Genomic DNA, 15,437 nt, shown 5'->3' with positions numbered 1-15,437 from the left:
GAAATCCCCTCCTCTATTCTAATACTGCTGGAACACGGATTTGATTATCTTTGTGATCCGGTGCATTTTTTAATACTTCTTCGACTGGTAAACCTTTTTCTGGTACATCTTCACGCATAACATTTTTCATAGTTAATACATGAGTTGTTGGTTTTACATCTGTTGTATCTAATTCATTTAACTGTTCTGCAAATGTAACAATTGCATCTAGTTGTTTTTGAAATTTTTCTGCTTCTTGATCAGTAATTGCAAGACGTGCTAAATGTGCTACGTGCTTTACATTCTCAACGGAAATTCTTGACACGGCTAGGCCACCTCCATAATATATCGTTCAATCTACAATACTATTGATGATACCAAATTTTCAGTACTTCAAGCAAGTCAACACAGAGTACTTACGCCATTTTTACATAAAAAAAGAAAGGCAAATGCCTTTCTTTACAATTTACTCTTTATCTAACGGTTTATTTTTCGGAAATCTCTCGTTATCTTCTTCATTATCACGAATTGTTTTTTGTAATACAAAACAAGACATCGTTAAAAATAATGTTCCAATTAAATAGTATCCTTTTACACTAAGCGTTTCATCTAACGTATAAATCCCAATTAGCATACCTGAAAGCGCACAAACAAATGAAGTCCATGCTAAAAACGTGAACGCTTGCGTATTACGTCTTCTCATCGTTCTCCCCCTCGTTAGCTGCATACCCATTATAGATAAGTATATTTACCATGATGGATTTTTATGTAAATTCTCGTTTTATATTTATAAATCTATCATAAAAGAATACTATTTTAAAGAAAGTTTTCTGCCTAATCTGAAAAAACAATTAAAATCATTGACAATTATTTCTATTCTACATAAAATAAAAATAAATATTACGAACCTCGAAATATACGGGAGTGGAATTAATTGTTGCAATATGAACATTTTTTAGACTTACTGCTAGATAACGCCAAGAAACTTTTCTATCCTGAAGAATGGGTAAGCCTAGATTTAACACTTTCTAAAACAGAAGTATTTTGTTTACTTTGGATGGAACGAAATACAGATATTACAATGACGAAAATTGCTGATCTTCTTGATATACCGATGAGTACAACAACGGGCGTTGTAAATCGCCTTGTAAAAAAGGGATATATTGAACGCTACCGTGATGAAAATGACCGACGTATTGTATTAATTCGGTTAACAGAAAACGGCGTAATGCTCGTTCAAGAAGTAAAACAAAATGCGGCCCATTACTTTAGCTTAGTAACAGAAGCATTATCAGAAGAAGAAAAAGCATTCTTACTACAAATCTTCCAAAAAATCATGAATCACATCGCTACGTCACAGCAAAAAACAGAAGAAAAGATTTCTACACCTAAAATGAAAAACATTCCGATTGAATAAAACCCTATCTGGGTTTTTATTCAACCATTTACTTCGACACTCGTAATATTCGACATTCGAAACAAAGGGGATATGAATGATGAGAATTATCTTGTATACAGGTAAAGGCGGCGTAGGAAAAACTAGCATTTCAGCAGCAACAGCAATTCAAAGTGCGAAACAAGGATTAAAAACATTAGTAATGAGCACAGATCCTGCTCATAGTTTAGGAGATTCATTTGGTATAAAGCTATCTTCTGAACCACTAGAAATTCGTGAAAATTTGTGGGCACAAGAAATTAATACGATTTATGAAATGGAAAAAGGCTGGGGAAAATTACAGAAATATATTACACTACTCTTCACTTCTAAAGCAGCTGATGATATTACAACAGAAGAATTAACGATGTTTCCCGGTATGGAAGATTTAATTAGCCTACTTCGCGTACTCGATTATTATAAGCAAGACACATATGATGTTATCATTATTGATTGTGCCCCTACAGGAGAAACATTAGCAATGCTAAGCTTTCCAGACATGCTCGGCTGGTGGATGGAAAAATTATTTCCTATTAAAAGAAAAGTTTTAAAAGTCGTTCGTCCTGTAGCTCAACCACTCCTTGGTGTCCCTCTTCCAACCGACGATATTATGGACGAATTAACAAGTACACTTGAACAGCTCGGAGAAATGAGAGATATTTTATCAAATCGAGAAGTAACAAGTATCCGCATCGTTGTAAATCCTGAAAAAATGGTCATTAAAGAAGCCCAGCGCAGCTTTACTTATTTGAATTTATACGATTATAACGTAGATGCCATTATGATTAACCGCGTCATCCCTAACACTGTCACCGATCCTTATTTTCAGGCATGGAAAGATACACAGAAGAAATATAAAACATTAATTAAAGATAGTTTTCAACCCCTTCCTATTTACGAAGCTCCAATGTTTGAACAAGAAGTTGTTGGTTTGTCTATGTTAGAACGTGTAGGAGATTCTTTATTTAAAACTGATCATTCCCCTACAGAAGTAAAATTTAACGGGCGCACTCAATATGTAAAAAAGGATGGCGATGAGTATATTTTCGTTCTGTCCATTCCCTTCTCAAACAAAAGTGAACTTTCCTTAAATCAAAAAGGTGATGAACTTATTATTCGAGCGGGTTCTGTTAAACGGAACATCACGTTACCAAAAACATTAACACACCTTTCTATTCAAGGAGCAAAATTTGAAGAAGATGTACTAAATATTCGGTTTGGAGGTGTAGTACATGCATGAGGAATTACTACGAAGGGTAATTCGTACAAAAGTAAAAGTCGGGATGCATATATTAGAAGAGCTACCTAATCCAATCCAACAATCAGCTAAGCAAATATTAAATATTTTACAAGAGGAACTAGCTGCTTATCTGAAAGAACGAGAGCATCATGAAGTTAATTTAAAAAATATCATAATTGAATAACCATCTCTGTATAGAGGGCCTTTTTTTAGGCTTTCTATACTTTATTGGAGTGATGTAAATTGATGAAAAAACATTCCACTACTATATTCTGGATCATTCCCTTATTATTTTTCATTCATAACCTTGAAGAAGCTTTCCAAATGCCACAATACCTTGCTAATCAATTTTCAATCCGTCTTATAACTAGCCAACAATTTTTCATCGCCATTTCCGTATTAACAATCTTTGTATTACTTATCGTCTTTCTATATCAACTTAACTTCTTGTCTTCTATATGCTGGATTATTTTTATACAAGGGGCCATCTTCTTCAACTCTGTTCAACATATTATTTTGTTTTTCATTTATCGCTCTTATAACCCCGGCGTAATATCAGCATTTTTCATTACTCTCTTTTCTATTTTCTTTTTTTTATCAAAAAAACACTTAATTCATCCAAAGCAATTCGTAATTACACTCCTTTTCAGCTTATTTTCTTATCCCATTATAATTTGGATCACCTTACTGTTCGCTAGCTACTTTCATTCATAAAAAAAGACCAGGAAAATTCCTGGTCTATCACTCTACTTAACAAACATTGGATTCTATGTTATACAAAATTGGAAGGTACAGAATTAGGGTTTGTTTGTTAAGTTTATATGTTGAACGAACTAACAGCGGAGGGGTTCCTTCTGTTAGTCCATTAAACCCAATGATTATTTTACGATTTTTTCAAGCTCATCAAGTGAAAGATCTACTGAAATGGAACCATCATTTGTTTCTTTCTTAATTGCGTCTGTTACTTCTTTTGAATGATATAGTTCAATTACTTTTTTCAATGTTGGATCATCTTTATCTTTCGTACGAGCTGCAAAAATATTAATATATGGCTTTGCATTTTCATTCTTTGGATCTTCTAAGAAAATAGGATCCTTCGCTGGATCTAATCCAGCTTGACCAGCAACACCGTTATTAATAACTGATGCCGCTACATCTTTTAACACACGAGGTGTTTGCTGTGCGATAACCGGTGTAATTTTTAATTTCTTCGGATTTTCAGCAATACCACTTGGATCTCCAAATAGACCAAAGTCTTTTTTAAGCTTTAATAATCCAGCTGCATCAAGAAGTTTTAATGCCCGTGCTTGGTTCGTTGGATCGTTTGGAATTGCAATTTCTGAACCATCTGGGATTTCATTTGCTTTCTTATATTTTTCAGAGTATAAACCCATTGGCGCAATTTGCGTTGTACCAACAGCTGTAATATCTAACTTATGCTCTTTTTTAAATTGCTCTAAGAAAGCAATATGCTGGAATGAGTTTAATTCAATATCTCCATCAGCTAACGCTTTATTTGGCGTTGTGTAATCAGAGAACTCGACCAGTTTAATCTTAATCCCTTCTTTTTCAGCTTTTTTCTTCAAAATTTCCCAAGCGTCTCCATCCGTTCCAGTTACACCGACGCGAACTACTTTTTCTTTCGCTCCTGCACCCGTGTCTCCACTTGAGCAGCCGCTTAATGCTGAGACTCCTACAATCGCTGATAATGCAAATGCTAAAATTTTCTTCATTTTCTTTTCCTCTCTTCCTTTTTATGATCTGCGTAACAAGACTTTCGCAAAGTAGTTTCCTAAATTTTGAGCTATCTGTACGAGAATGATAAGTAACACGACCGTTACGAACATAACTGATGTATCAAAACGTTGATAACCATATGTCATTGCCAAGTCACCAAGACCGCCACCACCGACAAGCCCAGCAACTGCAGAAAATTCAATTAAACCAACTGTCATAAATGTGACACCTAAGATTAATGGTGCTAACGCTTCTGGTACAAGGATTTCAAAAACAATTCTAATTGGCGAGGCGCCCATTGCTTGCGCTGCTTCAATTACTCCTTTCGGAACGGAAACAAGGTTTGTTTCAACCATTCTAGCAATACCAATTGATGCGACTAACGTCATCGGGAAAATTGCCGCTGCTGTTCCAATCGTCGTTCCGATAACACTTCTTGTTAGCGGACTTAAGGCTACTAAAAAGATAATGAATGGTACCGGACGAATTGTATTAATTATGATGTTAAGAATAGAAAAGACCCATTTATTTTCTAAAAAGTTTCCTTTTCTCGTTACATATAAAAGTAAACCTAGAGGTATACCCAGAATTGTAGCGAATATAAGGGTTACAATTACCATTAAGAGGGTATCCCCCGTCGCATCTAGTATGCGCGGCCAAAATATACTCCAATCAACTCGCATGAGCTTCTACCTCCTTCAGCTGCACTTGCAGTCTTAGATGTTGTAATGCTTTTTGAATTTCCCTCTGCTCACCTTGCAACTCTACAAGAAGATTTCCAAATAGCACATTTTGAAGTTCAATAATATTTCCGTACAGTACATTTACATCGACGTTATAGTTTTTTGCGATATATGATAGTACCGGCTGTCCTGTCTCCTCACCAGTAAATGTTAGACGATAAATTTGACCACCATTTTGAATTTTCGCTAGAACACTTTCCGGTAAATGATCATTAATGACAGAACGTACAAAGTTTTGAGTCGTCTTTGTTTTTGGTTGCGTGAAAACATCAAACAGTTTTCCTTCTTCAATAACTTTTCCCTTCTCCATTACAGCTACACGGTGACAAATTTCTTTCACAACATGCATTTCATGTGTAATAAGAAGAATTGTTAAATTGTATTCTCGATTTACTTTCTTTAATAAGTTTAGAATTTCTGTCGTCGTTTCTGGATCTAAGGCTGATGTTGCCTCATCACATATAAGAATATCTGGCGATGTCGCAAGTGCTCTAGCAATGCCCACACGCTGCTTTTGTCCACCTGATAGCTGCTCTGGATAATAGTTTGCTTTATCTTCTAACCCTACAAACTTCAGCAGTTCATTTACTCTTTCTTTTATCTCATTCTTTGGTACTTTCGCTAACTTTAATGGATAAGCAATATTTCCAAATACTGTTCTTGAATTAAATAAATTAAAACTTTGAAAAATCATTCCGATTCTTTGTCTTAGTTTACGCAATTCTTTCGTCGATAATGATGTAATATCTTTATCATCTATTGAAATCGTTCCTGCCGTCGGTCTCTCTAACATATTTACTAAGCGTAATAACGTACTCTTTCCAGCGCCACTAAAACCGATAATGCCAAAAATTTCGCCTTTCTCAACTGATAATGTTACATCCTCCACCGCATGAACAGATTGGCCAGCTGATTCATACACTTTACTTACATTGGTAAAAGAAATCATTTTTTTCCCTCCTATATGCTGTAAAAACTTGAAGCAGAGCTTTCGAGGTAAAATAAAAAGTGCCCTCCTTCTTATCAAACATAAAGATAAGAAGGAGAGCACTTATATGTACTCGTTCACATCTTCTCATCTTCCAAGCCTTTATATGGCTTGCTGGAGTTAGCACGGTATTAAAAAACCCGTTGCTGAGGTATCGTAGGGCCAGTCCCTCCACCTCTCTGGATAAGAATGTATCGATTTAATTGTCGTTTAATTAATTCTCATTATAGAACTCAGAATAATAAGAGTCAATACATTTTTTAGAAAAATATTAATTATTCCTTTATTAAAATTTTCAGATGAATATTCATCTGAAAAATAGTAACTTTCAAGGTTATTTAAAATTCTTCTTCCTCATATTTTTAAACAGGAGAATCCTCTCTACGAATTGAATAAATTTATTTGAATATGAAACTCGGAGGAAGATAAATATATGAAAACAGCTCTTTTACTCGTCGATATTCAAAACGATTATTTTCCAAATGGAAAGATGGAATTGCGTAATCCAGTAGAAGCAAGCGAATATGCTAATCAGTTATTACAACACTTTAGAACAAACAGCGAACCTATTTTTCATATCCAACACGTAGCTATAAAAGATGACGCTACTTTTTTCCTACCTAATACAGAAGGTGTACATATTCACGAAAGCGTACGTCCACTTAGAGAAGAAACAGTTATAGTCAAACATTATCCAAATAGCTTCCGAGAAACTAATCTTCTAGAGCAATTAAAACGTTTTAATATTGAACATGTCGTTGTATGCGGGATGATGACTCATATGTGTATCGATGCAACAGTAAGGGCTGCATTCGATTTTGGCTTTCAATGTACCGTTATACATGACGCTTGTGCTACAAAAGACCTTTCTTTTAAGAACGCTACTATACCAGCTGTTTATATTCACAATACAATTTTAGCTAGTTTAAATGGCGTATATGCAAATGTAATAAGCACGCAAGAATTTTTAGCTACATAAAAAAACACTCCTTTCAGTGAGCAAAACCGAAAGGAGTGTTCCTTGTCGAACCATAGATTTTCTTTCAAATTGTATTATACAGGAAATTCTCAAAATGAATACTAAAAAATATGACTAATAAGTCAACTTTTCTCATTATTTTATTTCTGTTTACATGTTTATCCCGCTATTAATAGGTTTTAGCTCATTCTCTTCGAACGACGGTAATATATGGGGGTTCAATTTTAAAAGGAGCTCTTCACATTCTGTGAAGAGCTCCTCTACTATTTCTTATAAAGTTTCAGAAGTAGTTTTTGCTTGCATGTGAAGTGCTAAGTAATCAGGTCCACCAGCTTTAGAGTCTGTACCAGACATGTTAAAGCCACCGAATGGTTGGTAACCTACGATTGCACCAGTACATCCACGGTTGAAGTATAAGTTACCAACGTGGAAGTCTTCGCGTGCTTTTTCAATATGGTCACGGTTGTTAGTAATAACAGCACCTGTTAAACCGTATTCCGTATTGTTTGCAATTGCAAGTGCATGATCGAAGTCTTTCGCTTTACAGAATGCTACTACTGGTCCGAAGATTTCTTCTTTCATTAAGCGAGCATCTTCTGCAACGTCAGCAACGATTGTTGGTTGGATGAACCAGCCTTTAGAATCGTCTCCTTCGCCACCTGCTAAGATTCTACCTTCTTCTTTACCAATTGCAACATAGCTCATTACTTTATCAAATGCAGCTTGGTCATTAACAGGACCCATGTTTGTACCTAATACTGCTGGATTAGCAACTGTTAATTCTTTTGTTAATTCAACAGCACGATTTAATACGTGATCGTATACATCTTCATGGATTACTGCACGAGAACATGCAGAACATTTTTGTCCTGAGAATCCGAATGCTGATGCAACGATAGACTTAGCTGCTAATTCAAGATCTGCTTCTTTATCAACAACGATTGTGTCTTTACCGCCCATTTCAGCGATAACGCGTTTTAACCAAATTTGTCCTGGGTTTACTTTCGCTGCACGCTCATAGATGCGGATACCTACATCACGAGATCCCGTGAAGCTTACGAAACGTGTACGAGGATGATCTACTAAGTAGTCACCAACTTCAGAACCGTTACCTGGAACGAAGTTTACTACGCCAGCTGGTAAGCCAGCTTCTTCTAATACTTCCATAAATTTCGCTGCTACTACAGGAGTTGTACTAGCTGGTTTTAGTAATACTGTGTTACCAGAAACTAAAGCAGCTGTTGTCATACCTGCCATAATTGCGAATGGGAAGTTCCAAGGAGAAATGATAACACCTACTCCTAATGGAATGTAAGAGAAACGATTATATTCAATCGGACGGCTTTCTACTGGAATACCGTCTTTTAATTTTAACATTTGACGACCATAATATTCCATAAAGTCGATTGCTTCTGCTGTATCAGCATCTGCCTCATTCCATGGCTTACCTGCTTCTTTTACAAGAATAGCAGAGAATTCATGTTTTCTGCGACGAACGATTGCTGCAGCACGGAATAAAATGTCTGCACGCATTTCTGGCTTTGATTTTCTCCAAGTTTGGAATGTTTCATCCGCTACTTGCATTGCTTTTTCAGCTAACTCACGGCTTGCTTTTGAAACACGACCAACAAGTTCCTCTTTATTTGCAGGGTTTACAGAAACAATTTTGTCTTCTGTAGTGATTTTTTCTCCCCCGATAATTAATGGATAGTCTTGTCCAAGATAAGATTCTACTTTCTTTAAACCTTCTTCAAACGCTAATTTGTTAGCCTCCACTGAAAAATCTGTAAATGGCTCATGTTTGTATGCTACTACCATTTTTTTAGCCTCCCCTTAGAAAAACGTTTACATTTTACAACATTATTCTACACGATAATTTAGATTTATTCAAATATTCCTAGACTTATATTTTAAAAATTAATAAATTTTTAAAATATAATAAAAAAAGAGATTCATACATGCGTATGAATCTACAAAATATGAGTATATTCCAAAACATTTTTCCCGATCAATAATATAGTAACTAATAAAAATAAAGTCCTTACATATCCAACACCTTTTTGAACCGCAAACTTCGATCCAAAATAAGCACCTAAGATCATTGATAATCCCATGATAATACCGTATTCAAAATGAATTATGTCTAAGAATAAAAAAGTAATTAAAGATACAATATTACTAACAAAGTTCAAAAGTTTTCCAGATGCTGCCGCTTGAATAAAATCCAAGCCAATTAATAAAAATGCAAAAATTAAAAACGACCCTGTCCCTGGTCCAAAAAACCCATCATAAAATCCTATCATTAAAATAGCAAAGAAAAATATTAATGTTTTTCTTTGCGTCATCTTCTTATAGGTAGACACACTTCCCCAATTCTTTTTTGCAATAATATAAATAGCAATAAATACCAACATTACAAGTACTAATGGGCGTAAAATATCCGATGGAATAAATTTTACTACTAAAGCACCTGCAACAGCTCCAACAATAGTTAACGGGATTAACTTTCCTACAATTTTAAAATCAACTTTTCCTGATCGAATGAAATACATCGCACTCGTAAACGTCCCCATTGTTGCCGCTAATTTATTCGTTGCAATTGCCGAAGCTGGCGATAGGCCAACAAACATAAGTGCAGGAAGCGAAATTAACCCTCCTCCTCCAACAACGGAATCAATAAAAGCTGCTAAAAAACCGAATGCAATTAATAAAATAATGACTTGAAAACTTAATTCTTCCATGAGCTTTACCCCTTACCCCTATTTTTTACAACATTTTAAATTATAACAAAATTACATAAGAAAAAAAGCTGTTCCATAGAGGAACAGCCTTCATATTTAATCTAAAATTTTCACAAGTGGTTCATCTTGTTTTGCTTCACGTATAATAATAGCTTCTGGGCGTTCTACAGATTTAATCGTTACTTGTACTTTCATATAATTCGGGAAGTATTCCATAACAAGCCCTGCCACATATTGTGTAAAACCAACTATTTCCGCTTTTCCATTAAACTGGACAGGAATATCAAGCTTCATTTCTCTTAATTCATCATCTCTATACATACCAGTACCAATAACAGCTGTATAGTCGCCTTGGAAATAATCGCTTAGTTTTGCCTTAAAGTTGGATACTCTTGCAAGATCTTCACGTTTATTATCTGTTTTCGCTTGCTCTGATGGGAACAAATAATATTTTTCATTAATTTGTTTCCAATCTTCAACCGTTTCACTACCTTTTTCGACATTTGCATAAGAAACAAAATTACCTGGCACGAGCGAAGACTTTGGAGCTTGGCGATAAATCGCAAATGTTATCGGAATATTTTTTGTTTCAGGTTCTTTTTGATGTATGACTTTCAAAATTTCTTGCGCCATTTTTTTCCCTTCAGCTAACATCTTTTCATCTGGGATTGCAGCTTCACGTGGGTAACCATGCTCTTCGTTAAAATATTGAACAGAATTCATCGCTAATCCAACTACCATACCAACACGTTCCTCGCCGTTATCGCCTTTTTTCACATAATAATCATGCTCTAAAATATTTGAAATATATATTGGATTTTTTTTATTTTTCACTTCTAGTGATTCGGATCCTGTTCCTAATGCAGGATTTAATCCTATATTTGGAAATTTAACTGCATCTTTTTTTAATTTTTCCTCTAGTTCCTTTTGTTCAGCATCTGTACGTTTTCTTTTAACAAGCATCTGTATAGTTTGAGTATCTAGAGCTTTTCCGCCTTTTAAAAAATTATCTTTCGTACTAAATGATTCTTTTGCAATTCGCATTAATCCTGTTTCAAATTCATCTATATCAAGGCGACTATTTAACCCTTGCACCACTAAACCACGTGCCTTTCCACCATCAAATGGAATAGTCGTCTTATAATATTCATCCGAAATAGCGTATTTTGGAACAACTGATTGTTCTTTTGCTTTCCCCGATTTCCCAGCCACTTTTTCATCTTTGTCGGCACCTGCACTACACCCACTTACAAGTAGGCCAAGGCTTAATACCGCTAATGCTATTTTTTTCATGGTAAGTTTGCACCTCTTACTTATTTAGCTCTTGTAAGAACCTCTCTTCATTCCAAACCTCAACATTATGTTTCTCCGCTTGTGCTAATTTCGAACCAGCTGCTTCACCTGCAACAACTAAATCCGTACTCTTACTAACACTTCCTGTTACTTTTCCACCTAATGCCTCAATCTTCTTCTTCGCTTCACTTCGTCCCATAACTTCTAGCTTACCTGTTAAAACAACCGTTTTTCCTGCGAAGTAAGATTCAACATTTTGTAAATCTGCAATTTTTATACCTTTGTATGTCATATTCACGCCATACTCTTTAAACTGCTGTAATAACTCTAATACATCTTCATTATCAAAATATGTCACAACAGATTGAGCCATTTTTTCGCCAATTTCATTAATTGCTTTTAGTTCTTCTTCCGTTGCTTTTACAAGCTCATCCATCGTTTCAAAGTGCTCTGCAAATGTACGTGCTGCTTTCGCTCCAACGTGGCGAATTCCAAGACCAAATAATAATCGCTCTAACGAGTTTTCTTTAGAATTTTCAATTGCTTGTATTAAGTTTGTTGCTGATTTTTCACCAAAACGTTCCAACTGTAATAATTGCTCTTTCGTCAATGCATATAAATCAGCAAATGTACGAATGTAATCTGCATCAAAGAGTTGTGTAATGACACGTTCTCCAAGTCCATCAATATTCATCGCATTTCTTGAAACGAAATGGATTAATCCCTCTCGAATTTGAGCCGGACAAGTCGGATTTATACATCGAAGTGCTACTTCTTCTTCTAAACGAACAAGTTCACTCTCACATGCTGGACAATGAGTTGGCATGCGGTATTCTTCTTCCTCACCAGTACGCTTATCAAAAATAACGTTCACAACTTCAGGAATAATATCTCCAGCCTTCTTCACAACAACGTAGTCACCAATTCGAATGTCTTTTTCACGAATTAAATCTTCGTTATGTAAAGAAGCACGACGAACAATCGTACCAGCAACTCTCACTGGCTCTAGTTCTGCAGTCGGTGTTACAACCCCTGTTCGGCCAACACTTAATTCAATGCCTGTTAATCTCGTTACAACTTCTTCAGCCGGAAATTTATAAGCAATCGCCCACCTTGGACTCTTCGCTGTAGTTCCTAGACTTTCTTGAAGAGCAACATCATCTACTTTTATAACGATTCCATCAATCTCATAATCAAGATGCGGACGTTTTTCTTGCCATTCTTCTACATAAGCTATAACTTCTTCAATTGTTTCACATGTACGGCGATTTGGATTTGTCTTAAATCCAAGTTCACCTAAGAAATCCAGCGATTCACTATGTGATGAAATTGTTTTTTCTTCTACATTCGCAAGACCATACACAAACATAGATAAGTTACGCTTCGCTGCAATTTTCGGATCAAGTTGACGTATTGAACCTGCTGCTGCATTACGCGGATTCGCAAATACATCTTCTCCATTTTGCTCTTTTTCTTCATTTAGTTTAACGAATGAACGCTTCGGCATATAAGCTTCGCCTCGTGCTTCTAACGTTACTTCTTCATTTAAACGAAGTGGGATAGCTTTAATCGTTTTTAAATTTTGAGTAATATCTTCACCCGTTACACCATCACCACGTGTTGCCCCTTGAATGAAGCGTCCTTTTTCATAATGAAGCGAAACGGCAAGCCCGTCAATTTTTAATTCACATATATATCTTACATTCGCACCATCAATTCCTTGACGTACTCTTCTATCGAAATCACGTAAATCTCCTTCGTTAAATGCATTTCCTAAACTTAACATTGGTGACTTATGTGTTACTTTTTCAAATATATCAAGAACAGTCCCCCCAACGCGAACGGAGGGAGAATCTTCACTCATAAACTCTGGGTTCTCTGCTTCTAATTTTATAAGCTCCTGCATATTACGGTCATATTCCGCATCAGAAACAGAAGGATTGTCTAATACGTGATATTGATAGTTAAATGTATTTAACAAGTCACGTAATTCTTCTATACGTTTTTTTACTATCTCTTTTGACATATCCTCATTCCTTTCCTATTGTTTCGTCACAGGTGCAAATTTTGCTAACAAACGTTTAACACCAATTGGGCTTGGGAACGCAATATCTAATTCTTTTGCATCACCTTCACCTTTTACACTTACAACTGTACCGACTCCCCATTTTTGGTGGGAAGCTTTATCTCCTACTGCCCAGCCAATTTGTTCGCCGCCTGTCGTCTTAGCCGCAGGGCGCGCGAAAGCTGAACGAGAGCGTGTTGCTGTTGTGATTGTCGTTTTGCCGCTACTTGCCGTTCTGCCTTTTGTACCAAACGATGTTTCACGCTTCGGCGCTGTTTCATTTAATGATTCCACTAGTTCTGTCGGGATTTCTGTAATAAATCGAGACGCAGCGTTCATACTTGTTCTACCAAATAATGTACGCATTTGCGCGTTAGATAAATATAGCTCTTCTTCTGCACGAGTAATACCTACATAAGCAAGACGACGTTCTTCTTGCATTTCATCCTCTTCCATAAGAGAACGAGTATGAGGGAATATCCCTTCCTCTAAGCCAACAATAAAGACAACCGGGAACTCTAATCCTTTCGCCGAGTGCATCGTCATTAAAATAACTTCTTCACCAGCAGTTGGGTCTTCATCTACACGATCAATATCAGCAACAAGTGCTAAATCTGTTAAGAATGCAACAAGGCTCTTATCTTCGCTTTGAGATTCAAATGTTTGCGTAACAGATAAGAACTCGTCTAAGTTTTCTAAACGACCTTCCGCTTCTAAAGAACGTTCATTTTTCAACATATCGCGATAGCCTGTTTTTTCAATAACTTCTTCTACTAATTCTGTAACAGATAAATACTCTTGCATATTTACCCAGTTATTTAATAAATTCGCGAATTCTTTTACTGCCTTTGTAATTTTTGCACTTACTCCAACATGCTCAATCTCATCAAATACAGCAGTTAATGAAATTCCATTTTGCACACCGTAATTAATAATTTTATCGATAGAAGTCGCACCAATGCCACGCTTTGGCACATTTATAATACGTGCAAAACTAATTTCATCATCTGGATTACCGATTAAACGTAAGTACGCCAAAATATCTTTAATCTCTTTACGATCGTAGAACTTCGTACCCCCGACAATTTTATACGGAATGTTAGATTTAAGGAAAATCTCCTCGACCATACGAGACTGAGCATTCGTACGATATAGCACTGCAAAATCAGTATATTTTCGTTTCCCCATTTGAATATCGTCACGAATTTTTTTTGCAACAAAATACGCTTCGTCCTTTTCAGTTGCAGCACGATAATACGAGATTTTACTTCCAACTTGATTGTCTGTCCATAATTTCTTCGGCTTACGATTCGTATTTTTTTCAATAACAGCATTCGCTGCATTTAAAATATTTTGTGACGAACGATAGTTTTGTTCTAACAGAATTACTTGTGCATTCTCATAGTCTTTTTCGAATGACAAAATGTTAGAAATATCTGCACCACGCCAGCGATAAATAGACTGGTCAGAGTCACCCACAACACAAAGATTTTTAAAACGCGCTGCCAAATGTTTAACAAGAAGATATTGCGCTTTGTTCGTATCTTGATACTCATCAACATGAATATATTGGAACTTACGCTGATAAAACTCTAATACTTCTGGAACACGTTCAAATAGCTGAATCGTCGTCATAATTAAATCATCAAAGTCTAATGAATTATTTTTCAAAAGACGTTTTTGATACTCTGTGTATACATCGCTCGTTAATTTTTCATATGGATCAGCCATTGTAATTTTTTTTGCATATTTATCCGCAGATAACAGTTCATTTTTCGCATTACTAATACCCGCTAAAATAGAGCGCGGCTCAAATTTCTTCGGATCAACATTGCGCTCTTTCATAATTTTTTTGACTACAGTTAGCTGATCACCTGAATCTAAGATTGTAAAGTTACGATTAATACCAATACGATCGATATCGCGTCGTAAAATACGTACACACATAGAGTGGAACGTCGAAATCCAAATATCTTCTGCTTCTGGTCCCACAAGTGTATCAATACGCTCACGCATTTCACGAGCTGCTTTATTTGTGAAGGTAATAGCTAGTACATTCCATGGTGCTACACCTTTTTCACCAAGTAAATACGCAATACGATGTGTTAACACACGTGTCTTACCACTACCTGCACCTGCCATTAATAGAAGTGGTCCATTCGTTGTTTGTACTGCTTTTTGTTGCTGTGGATTTAAACCGTTTAATAACTTATCTGTCATACTCATATACGCCTGCA

General features: G+C 35.9%; 15 protein-coding genes and 1 riboswitch. Of the genes, 5 read left to right on the top strand and 10 right to left on the bottom strand.

Translation table 11 applies throughout. The features are described 5' to 3' along the window. Positions 1–13 precede the first annotated feature (13 nt). Both gatC and HFD78_RS21625 read right to left on the bottom strand, forming a co-directional pair. Positions 14–304 (bottom strand): Asp-tRNA(Asn)/Glu-tRNA(Gln) amidotransferase subunit GatC, encoded by a 291-nt coding sequence (gatC, locus tag HFD78_RS21630; protein WP_000086999.1) that lies wholly within the window; start codon positions 302–304, stop codon positions 14–16. A gap of 141 nt (positions 305–445) precedes the next feature. Continuing rightward, on the bottom strand, positions 446–682 hold the full coding sequence (locus tag HFD78_RS21625; RefSeq protein ID WP_001254393.1) for a YiaA/YiaB family inner membrane protein: 237 nt from the start codon (positions 680–682) through the stop codon (positions 446–448). Between the two features lie 231 nt (positions 683–913). On the opposite strand from HFD78_RS21625, the gene HFD78_RS21620 reads away from it, so the two are divergent. The 4 genes from HFD78_RS21620 to HFD78_RS21605 all read left to right on the top strand — a co-directional run bounded on the left by HFD78_RS21620 (position 914) and on the right by HFD78_RS21605 (position 3,368). Then, positions 914–1,396: a MarR family winged helix-turn-helix transcriptional regulator gene (locus HFD78_RS21620; RefSeq protein ID WP_000942481.1), complete on the top strand. Its 483-nt coding sequence runs from the start codon at positions 914–916 to the stop codon at positions 1,394–1,396. Positions 1,397–1,472: 76 nt separating this feature from the next. Then, positions 1,473–2,654 carry an ArsA family ATPase gene (locus HFD78_RS21615; protein WP_002100673.1) on the top strand — a complete coding sequence of 394 codons (1,182 nt, stop codon included), beginning with the start codon at positions 1,473–1,475 and terminating at the stop codon, positions 2,652–2,654. After that, positions 2,647–2,838, top strand: coding sequence for a DUF3926 domain-containing protein (locus HFD78_RS21610; RefSeq protein ID WP_000544105.1), 192 nt, complete (start codon positions 2,647–2,649; stop codon positions 2,836–2,838). Before HFD78_RS21615 ends, HFD78_RS21610 begins: the two co-directional genes overlap by 8 nt. Before the next feature lie 62 nt (positions 2,839–2,900). Beyond that, positions 2,901–3,368 carry an HXXEE domain-containing protein gene (locus HFD78_RS21605; RefSeq protein ID WP_001986283.1) on the top strand — a complete coding sequence of 156 codons (468 nt, stop codon included), beginning with the start codon at positions 2,901–2,903 and terminating at the stop codon, positions 3,366–3,368. A gap of 164 nt (positions 3,369–3,532) precedes the next feature. Here HFD78_RS21605 and HFD78_RS21600 read toward each other — a convergent pair whose 3' ends face one another. The 3 genes from HFD78_RS21600 to HFD78_RS21590 are packed head-to-tail and all read right to left on the bottom strand — an operon-like array spanning position 3,533 to position 6,083. Continuing rightward, entirely contained in the window at positions 3,533–4,387 is an 855-nt protein-coding gene (locus HFD78_RS21600) for a MetQ/NlpA family ABC transporter substrate-binding protein (protein ID WP_000721595.1), read from the bottom strand. Positions 4,388–4,408: 21 nt separating this feature from the next. After that, positions 4,409–5,074 carry a methionine ABC transporter permease gene (locus tag HFD78_RS21595; RefSeq protein ID WP_001261865.1) on the bottom strand — a complete coding sequence of 222 codons (666 nt, stop codon included), beginning with the start codon at positions 5,072–5,074 and terminating at the stop codon, positions 4,409–4,411. After that, complete coding sequence (locus HFD78_RS21590; RefSeq protein ID WP_000623013.1) at positions 5,064–6,083, bottom strand: methionine ABC transporter ATP-binding protein; 1,020 nt, start codon at positions 6,081–6,083, stop codon at positions 5,064–5,066. The genes HFD78_RS21595 and HFD78_RS21590 overlap by 11 nt, the downstream gene beginning before the upstream one ends. Positions 6,084–6,206: 123 nt before the next feature. Next, positions 6,207–6,312: riboswitch (SAM riboswitch) on the bottom strand. 243 nt (positions 6,313–6,555) lie between these two features. On the opposite strand from HFD78_RS21590, the gene HFD78_RS21585 reads away from it, so the two are divergent. After that, entirely contained in the window at positions 6,556–7,101 is a 546-nt protein-coding gene (locus tag HFD78_RS21585) for a cysteine hydrolase family protein (RefSeq protein WP_000844906.1), read from the top strand. 270 nt (positions 7,102–7,371) lie between these two features. Here the strand turns inward: HFD78_RS21585 and pruA are convergent, their stop codons facing one another. The 5 genes from pruA to pcrA all read right to left on the bottom strand — a co-directional run bounded on the left by pruA (position 7,372) and on the right by pcrA (position 15,426). Next, positions 7,372–8,919, bottom strand: a complete 1,548-nt coding sequence (pruA, locus tag HFD78_RS21580) for an L-glutamate gamma-semialdehyde dehydrogenase (RefSeq protein ID WP_000259555.1) — start codon at positions 8,917–8,919, stop codon at positions 7,372–7,374. Positions 8,920–9,071: 152 nt separating this feature from the next. After that, positions 9,072–9,842 carry a TSUP family transporter gene (locus HFD78_RS21575; protein WP_000391975.1) on the bottom strand — a complete coding sequence of 257 codons (771 nt, stop codon included), beginning with the start codon at positions 9,840–9,842 and terminating at the stop codon, positions 9,072–9,074. Positions 9,843–9,938: 96 nt separating this feature from the next. Next, entirely contained in the window at positions 9,939–11,135 is a 1,197-nt protein-coding gene (locus HFD78_RS21570) for a CamS family sex pheromone protein (protein ID WP_000717034.1), read from the bottom strand. Positions 11,136–11,151: 16 nt separating this feature from the next. After that, positions 11,152–13,161 carry an NAD-dependent DNA ligase LigA gene (gene ligA / locus HFD78_RS21565; protein WP_000031613.1) on the bottom strand — a complete coding sequence of 670 codons (2,010 nt, stop codon included), beginning with the start codon at positions 13,159–13,161 and terminating at the stop codon, positions 11,152–11,154. 15 nt (positions 13,162–13,176) lie between these two features. Beyond that, a complete protein-coding gene (gene pcrA / locus HFD78_RS21560; protein WP_002100669.1) occupies positions 13,177–15,426 on the bottom strand; it encodes a DNA helicase PcrA in 2,250 nt (749 codons plus the stop codon). Positions 15,427–15,437 lie beyond the last annotated feature (11 nt).

This window comes from Bacillus sp. EKM501B (genome assembly GCF_011800505.1).
GTDB classification, from domain to species: domain Bacteria; phylum Bacillota; class Bacilli; order Bacillales; family Bacillaceae_G; genus Bacillus_A; species Bacillus_A cereus.
This window is presented reverse-complemented; position numbering and strand designations above follow the sequence as displayed.

Excerpts from the sequence above, each read along its gene's own strand:
- HFD78_RS21590 (WP_000623013.1), bottom strand. The coding sequence starts at position 6,083 with ATGATTTCTTTTACCAATGTAAGTAAAGTGTATGAATCAGCTGGCCAA.
- HFD78_RS21610 (WP_000544105.1), top strand. The coding sequence starts at position 2,647 with ATGCATGAGGAATTACTACGAAGGGTAATTCGTACAAAAGTAAAAGTC.
- HFD78_RS21585 (WP_000844906.1), top strand. The coding sequence starts at position 6,556 with ATGAAAACAGCTCTTTTACTCGTCGATATTCAAAACGATTATTTTCCA.
- HFD78_RS21615 (WP_002100673.1), top strand. The coding sequence starts at position 1,473 with ATGATGAGAATTATCTTGTATACAGGTAAAGGCGGCGTAGGAAAAACT.
- HFD78_RS21570 (WP_000717034.1), bottom strand. The coding sequence starts at position 11,135 with ATGAAAAAAATAGCATTAGCGGTATTAAGCCTTGGCCTACTTGTAAGT.
- HFD78_RS21605 (WP_001986283.1), top strand. The coding sequence starts at position 2,901 with ATGAAAAAACATTCCACTACTATATTCTGGATCATTCCCTTATTATTT.
- ligA (WP_000031613.1), bottom strand. The coding sequence starts at position 13,161 with ATGTCAAAAGAGATAGTAAAAAAACGTATAGAAGAATTACGTGACTTG.
- pcrA (WP_002100669.1), bottom strand. The coding sequence starts at position 15,426 with ATGAGTATGACAGATAAGTTATTAAACGGTTTAAATCCACAGCAACAA.
- HFD78_RS21625 (WP_001254393.1), bottom strand. The coding sequence starts at position 682 with ATGAGAAGACGTAATACGCAAGCGTTCACGTTTTTAGCATGGACTTCA.
- HFD78_RS21600 (WP_000721595.1), bottom strand. The coding sequence starts at position 4,387 with ATGAAGAAAATTTTAGCATTTGCATTATCAGCGATTGTAGGAGTCTCA.
- HFD78_RS21595 (WP_001261865.1), bottom strand. The coding sequence starts at position 5,074 with ATGCGAGTTGATTGGAGTATATTTTGGCCGCGCATACTAGATGCGACG.
- pruA (WP_000259555.1), bottom strand. The coding sequence starts at position 8,919 with ATGGTAGTAGCATACAAACATGAGCCATTTACAGATTTTTCAGTGGAG.
- HFD78_RS21575 (WP_000391975.1), bottom strand. The coding sequence starts at position 9,842 with ATGGAAGAATTAAGTTTTCAAGTCATTATTTTATTAATTGCATTCGGT.